This is a genomic window from Brevibacillus sp. SAFN-007a (assembly GCF_051967035.1).
Lineage (GTDB): Bacteria > Bacillota > Bacilli > Brevibacillales > Brevibacillaceae > Brevibacillus.
In genome coordinates this window covers 185663-191920 of the sequence record NZ_JBQCKK010000006.1, presented here as the reverse complement: position 1 = coordinate 191920, position 6258 = coordinate 185663, and the positions used below count along the sequence as shown (strand labels likewise).

6 protein-coding genes are annotated in these 6258 nt (G+C 54.5%); 3 read left to right on the top strand and 3 right to left on the bottom strand.

All coding sequences use genetic code 11. The features are described 5' to 3' along the window. Positions 1 to 112: 112 nt before the first annotated feature. Together ACTHO6_RS10130 and ACTHO6_RS10125 are read right to left on the bottom strand one after the other, a co-directional pair. Complete coding sequence (locus tag ACTHO6_RS10130) at positions 113 to 640, bottom strand: cysteine hydrolase family protein (RefSeq protein ID WP_440241409.1); 528 nt, start codon at positions 638 to 640, stop codon at positions 113 to 115. A 114-nt stretch (positions 641 to 754) separates the two neighbouring features. Next, on the bottom strand, positions 755 to 1237 hold the full coding sequence (locus ACTHO6_RS10125; RefSeq protein ID WP_440241408.1) for a Gmad2 immunoglobulin-like domain-containing protein: 483 nt from the start codon (positions 1235 to 1237) through the stop codon (positions 755 to 757). Positions 1238 to 1397: 160 nt separating this feature from the next. On the opposite strand from ACTHO6_RS10125, the gene aspA reads away from it, so the two are divergent. Continuing rightward, positions 1398 to 2822 (top strand): aspartate ammonia-lyase, encoded by a 1425-nt coding sequence (aspA, locus tag ACTHO6_RS10120; RefSeq protein ID WP_440241407.1) that lies wholly within the window; start codon positions 1398 to 1400, stop codon positions 2820 to 2822. A 119-nt stretch (positions 2823 to 2941) separates the two neighbouring features. On the opposite strand, the gene pdaA is transcribed toward aspA, so the two are convergent. After that, entirely contained in the window at positions 2942 to 3742 is an 801-nt protein-coding gene (pdaA, locus tag ACTHO6_RS10115; protein ID WP_440241406.1) for a delta-lactam-biosynthetic de-N-acetylase, read from the bottom strand. A gap of 253 nt (positions 3743 to 3995) precedes the next feature. Between pdaA and ACTHO6_RS10110 the strand changes: the two genes are divergently transcribed. Both ACTHO6_RS10110 and ACTHO6_RS10105 read left to right on the top strand, forming a co-directional pair. Continuing rightward, complete coding sequence (locus ACTHO6_RS10110) at positions 3996 to 4184, top strand: DNA primase (RefSeq protein WP_440241405.1); 189 nt, start codon at positions 3996 to 3998, stop codon at positions 4182 to 4184. Between the two features lie 237 nt (positions 4185 to 4421). Continuing rightward, positions 4422 to 6245, top strand: a complete 1824-nt coding sequence (locus ACTHO6_RS10105; RefSeq protein WP_440241404.1) for a CotS family spore coat protein — start codon at positions 4422 to 4424, stop codon at positions 6243 to 6245. Positions 6246 to 6258 lie beyond the last annotated feature (13 nt).

Genomic DNA, 6258 nt, shown 5'->3' with positions numbered 1-6258 from the left:
TAAAAATACACCCCCTAAAATTTTCATCGGATAACCACAAGGGTTTTTCCAATGTCTACTTTAAGGGGTGCACTTCACATCGCCCCAATGGTTTTTTTCGTGGCCAAAAAAGCTACGCTTCCCAGACCGATGTGGAATCTTTGCCCCTAATGGTATGCTGCGGGCTGCCAAAGCCGTGCAAAGTCGTATTGTGATGGGCGATGATGTCGGCTGCCTTGAGGACGGGGGAGTCTACGGTGGAGTGGCAATCGCTGACGAGCGTCACATCGTAGTTCAAAGAAATGGCGCTTCTGCACGTCGTATCCACACAGTAGTCGGTTTGAAAGCCAACGACGATCAGCTTTTCAATGGACATCGCCTGGAGCTTGTCGTGCAGGTCTGTTTCGTAGAAAGAGTCTAGCGCTGTTTTGTGAACCACCGGATCGGTTTCTACCGGCTTGATGGAAGCGGGAATTTCCCAGCCTGGCGATCCGAAAACCAGTTCCTCCGCTTCATGGTGCTGCACGTAAAAAACGGGAAGTTCGCGTTCTCTCGCCTCCGCGATCAAGCGTTTGATCCGCTCGAAGATTTGTTGTCCCTGGTAGCATTGTTCTACGAGCAAGTATTGCACATCGACGACGAGCAAGGCAGTTTTCTTCATCCGACAGTCATCCTCCCCACGTATCATGAATCTCTCTCATTATAACGGACAGGCATGAACATGGAAGAGAAGGGAATGAAAAAAACGGGAAGAAATCTCGCGTCGGCGAAGCGTCTATTTCTCCGGCAACGGGATGATGAGCTCCATCCGGCGGCTGCCATCCTTCGCGCTCACTTCAAACAGGATCAGCATGAGGGTGCTGTTCGGTTCATCCTTTTTCACCTTGACGGTTTGCGTAAAATCGCCCCATTCCGGAGCCCCGGCAGAGGTTTGGAAAAAGCCTTGGGCCAGCTCGTTATGTCCGTCCTCCACGACGTAGTTGACGACCGCCTCGAACACGCGTGCCTGCCCTTTTACTTCAAATGTGTCCTCCCCTGTTTTTTTCACGGTGACATTGCGAAAAATATCATTGGCATAGACGGTTTCTTTTGGCTCCGGCTCCGGCTGCTCGGCAGGCGGCTGTTCCGCCGGGGTCTGCGGCTGGGAAGGGGCTGGTGTTTCCGGTTGGACTGGCGTTTCCGGCTGCGTAACAGGCGGAGCGCTCGTGCAGCCTTGCAGCAGACCGACTGTCAACAAGACGAACAGAAATTTTTTCATCGTATCCCTCGATTCTGTCGAGATGTGGGCGAAGCTGTGTACTTGGTAAGACGTAAAAAAGCCGTGCGGTGTTACAAACTACTGGTCATACCACTTTGTTTCTGTGCTAAAATGGGGAGGTAGCAATAACCACTATTCCTAGAAAGCTGGTCTGATAAGAATGGTACAACAAACATTTCGCATCGAAAAAGACTTTCTCGGTGAAAAGGAAATTCCCGTAGATGCCTACTATGGCGTGCAGACGATGCGGGCAATGGAAAACTTCCCGATTACCGGCTATCGTCTTCATTCTTCCCTGATTGTCGCCATGGCCATGGTGAAAAAAGCGGCAGCCCTTGCGAACATGGAAGTTTCCCGTTTGAATCCGCGACTGGGCAATGCGATTGTGGCAGCCGCGCAGGAGATCATGGAAGGAAAATGGCACGATCAATTCATCGTGGACCCCATCCAGGGCGGTGCGGGAACCTCGATTAACATGAATGCGAATGAAGTCATCGCGAACCGCGCGCTGGAACTGATCGGAGAGAAAAAAGGAGATTACTTCCATCTCAGTCCCAATACACATGTCAACATGTCGCAGTCGACCAACGACGCTTTTCCGACAGCGATCCATATCGCGACGCTCGATTTGCTGGAAAAGCTGCTCGTCACCATGGAGAAGATGCGCGACGTTTTTGGTCAAAAAGCAAAAGAGTTCGATGACGTCATCAAGATGGGACGCACGCATTTGCAGGACGCCGTGCCGATCCGTCTGGGGCAGGAGTTCGAAGCGTATCGCCGCGTACTGGAGCGCGATATCAAGCGGATCAAGCAGTCCCGCCAGCACCTGTACGAAGTGAACATGGGAGCCACCGCTGTTGGGACAGGCCTGAATGCCGACCCGCGCTACATTCAGACAGTGGTCAAGCATCTGGCGGAAATCAGCGGCTTCCCGCTCTTCGGGGCAGAGCATCTCGTGGACGCTACGCAAAACACGGACGCGTACACAGAAGTTTCCGCCGCGCTGAAAGTATGCATGATGAACATGTCCAAAATCGCCAACGACCTGCGTCTGATGGCATCCGGACCGCGTGCGGGACTGGGCGAGATTTCGCTGCCGGCGCGTCAGCCGGGTTCTTCGATCATGCCGGGCAAAGTCAACCCGGTCATGGCGGAAGTCATCAATCAGGTAGCCTTCCAGGTCATCGGAAACGATCACACCATTTGCCTCGCTTCCGAAGCGGGTCAACTGGAGCTGAACGTGATGGAGCCGGTGCTGGTCTTCAACCTGTTGCAGTCGATCAGCATTATGGACAACGCGTTCCGTGCCTTTACGCGCTACTGCCTGGAAGGAATCGAGGCAAACCGCGAGCGGATGAAAGAATACGTGGAAAAAAGCGTAGGCGTTATCACGGCCGTCAATCCGCACCTCGGGTATGAAACAGCGGCTCGCATCGCCCGCGAAGCGATTTTGACCGGAAAATCCGTACGCGAGCTGTGCTTGCAGTACAACGTCCTGACGGAAGAAGAACTGGATCTGATTCTCGATCCGTTCGAGATGACCCATCCGGGGATCGCTGGCGCCTCCCTGTTGGATCGCGAATAATCGTAAACGGAATGAGCAAAAACTCCCGCCCTCGTCTGAAACGGACGAGGCAGCGGGAGTTTTTTTGTACAGATACAATGGTTTCGCGGGAGAGTTTGCGACCCGCCCTTTGTCCAAGCCTACGGCGTGCCTGCCTGCTTTTGCGGCAGCTGGTCCAGGCTTTTGAATTCGTAGCCGCGCTTGCGGGCCTCGTCGATGATGGCTCCAAGCGCTTCCGCGTTGTCCTTGGAAACGGCGTGCAAGAGGATCACGGCTCCCGGATGCAACTGGCTCACGACGCTGTCATACGCGTACTTCGCTCCGCGCTGTACTTTTGTATCCCAGTCCTTGTAAGCGATCGACCAGAATACGTTCGTATAGCCCAGTTCCTTGCTGACGGCGAGAGTGCGGTCGCTGAAAATGCCTCTCGGCGGACGCAGGTAGCGCATGTTCGTCTGTCCGGTCACCTGGGCGACTGCCTCGCGGACCCGTGTCAGCTCCTCCTTGATTTTTTCGTTGGACACGGTCGTCATGTCCGGATGGCTCCAGGAGTGGTTGCCGATGAGATGGCCTTCTTTTGTCATCCGCTTCAACAACTCCGGTTGTTCTTTGATATAATGGCCGGTCACAAAAAAAATCGCGGGAACCTTTTTGGCGCGCAGCGTGTCCAGAATTGCGGGAGTAAAGCCGTTTTCATACCCGTTGTCAAAGGTCAGATACAGCTCTTTCTTTGAGGTGTCTCCCAAAAAAACAGCGCCGTGCCGATCGACAATGCTTTTGAAGCCTTCTTCGGCGATGGAGGGCAGCTGTCCGTTCTTGCTTTTTTTGAAGCCGAAATGGTACGGATGGTCCTGATGGGCGACAACGGCATAAAGCGGCAGGGCGAACGCCAAAAGAAAAAGGGCGCCGACCAAAAGCAGCCTTTTGTAGCGTGAGTTCATCTTTTCTTGACACTCCTTTCCTATCCCGGGTCATGACGGTTTCACAGACGTTTCCATCCAAAGTTTGTCCAGTCCCCTTGCAAATATGTAACGAACGGGGCGGGAAAAGAGGCGGCAAGTTGGGTATCGCTTGCGCAGCGGAGTAGGACAGTGAACCATTACAGGCGAGAGACGACCGTCATATAGTATCAATGTCGGCGGGAAAGCCGCTGACGAGCAGGCAGGTTATCATCCGTTACCAGGAGGTGTAGTCATGGATTGGCTGAAGTATTTGCGTGACGCTGTTGGTGAGGACGAAGAGATTGAAGAGATCGAAGTCAAGGTTGAATACGAGGATGGCACCAAGAAAAAATGGATCTTCTCCCGAAATGCGGACCCGGTCTTGGAAGACAACGACGAAGTGGACGAAGAGGACGAAGAGGATGAAGAGGACGAAGACTAATCTCTTAAATACAGACGCAAAAAAGATACGCCTGGCTTTGGCGTATCTTTTTCCTGTCCCCATCTGCTGGGAGGAAGCGAAAGCGGTCCAGCCTGCGTCAGTGCGCGTAGGCCAGGCCGCTTTTTTACGGGCGGAATTGCAAGCTCCCAAGGATATTTGTCCGTTTCGTCAACCTGTGTGCCCGAATAATGTAGGAAGAAGGCGAGCGCTTTTACCAAGGAACACGGGGGGAATGAAATGGAACAGTTCGTAATCAAGCCGTGGGACACCCGCGACGGCAGCCAGCCCACTCCTGTCGATTGGGATATGCAAGTACCTCCGGAAGTAGATGCTGTCGCGGAGCTTGTCATGAAAGAATACGACATGTCGGTCACAGGCAGAACGCTGATTACCTCCAAGCCGGACAAAGGCGGAGCGATCTGGCGGATCGAGACCAACAAGGGGACGCGCAGTCTGAAATTGCTGCACCGTACGCCGGAGAGAAGCCTGTACAGCGTTGGCTTGCAGGCGTATGTCGTGAAGCAAGGAGCCAGAGTTCCCGCGCTCATCCCGGCAAAAGACGGACAGCTGTTCGTGGAAAAGGGCGGGAAGCTGTGGATTGTCACGGACTGGATTCCCTTGGAGCCAGCGACCAAAGTCGACTTGGCAGGAGCGCAGGAGCTGTGCTTCGGCCTGGGAGAATTTCATCGGCATACGAAGGGATACGTGCCGCCGGAAGGGGCGAAAAATTCTTCCCGTCTGTACCGGTGGCCCAACTACTATCAAAAGATCGCCAAAAAAATCGGCTGGATGCGGGAAATGGCGAAAGCCTATCGGGAGACGATCGCAAGCGGCTCGATTTTATCTGTCGTAGACAAGTATGAACGGCAAGCCTGGGAGGCGCTGGAGCGTCTCAAGGCATCTGCCTATTCGAAAATGGTGCAGATGGGCGAACCGCACTGGGGATTGGTTCATCAGGATTACGGCTGGTCGAATGGCCAGAATGGACCTGGCGGGCTTTGGGTCATCGACCTGGACGGTGTGGCCTACGATCTGCCGTTTCGCGACCTGCGCAAGCTGATTACGAGTACGATGGACGACATGGGTGTCTGGGATGTGGCGTGGATGAGAGGAATGATCGAAGCGTATCACCGGGCGAATCCGCTAGATCGGGAGTCGTTTGAGGTGCTGCTGATCGACATGGCGGTGCCGAACGAATTTTACAAGCATCTCAAGGAAATGTTTTACGATCCTGTCACGTTTCTGAACACGGAAGCAGAGGCCATCCTGCAACGAGTCGTCTCTACCGACCAGACGAAAGACCAGGCACTGGCAGAGCTGGCCAAAGACATCAGCCACTACCAGCCCGGCGATTATACGCAGGCTGCCGTCCCGGCTGTACCGCTGCGCAAAGTGCCTGCGAGCGCAGGAAATCAGGCGCTCGGGCAGACCGCTCCGCAAGAACCGGCGGCAACAGGCGGGAGCAGGGCCGTTCAGGAGGAAGCCGGAAACGTCATTCGCCTTCCTGCACGTGAGCTGAATCGGGTTGCCGCGCCCGCGAAAAAGCCGCCAGTCAAAGAAGCACAGCCGGTTGCAGCGGGAGAAAGCGGGAAGCGGGATCAAGAAAGGCTGCCGAATGTCATATTATTCCAGAGTCCCGCCCAGCCGCCCAGAGAGAGGGTCACACCAGCGAAAAGGCAGAGCGAGAGCATAAAGCCGCGAGTGGCTCCTGTAAAGAAAGCATCCAGCAAGCCAGCGAAGAAAAAGGCGGCGTCAACCGGCTCGGCCAAAACAGCCAGCAAACCGGGCAAGACAACTGTCTGGAGCAAGCGTACGGCCACGAAAAAAGCAAGCGCCAAGCTGCCAGCGGGAAAAGGGCTCCAAAAGACCGGAAAAACAAACAACAAGGCAAAAACAGAAACGAAAGTCGCCAAAAGGTCGATTTCTCCCCGAGACACGCAGCATACAGCCGCCAGGCATCCGTATAAAAAAGCGGCCGCACCAAGCCGCAAATGGACTGGCAATCAGGCCAAAAAGCCGCGCGCGGTGAAAGCGCAAAAAACAGGCAGATCCATGCGATGAGTAGCAGCAGGAA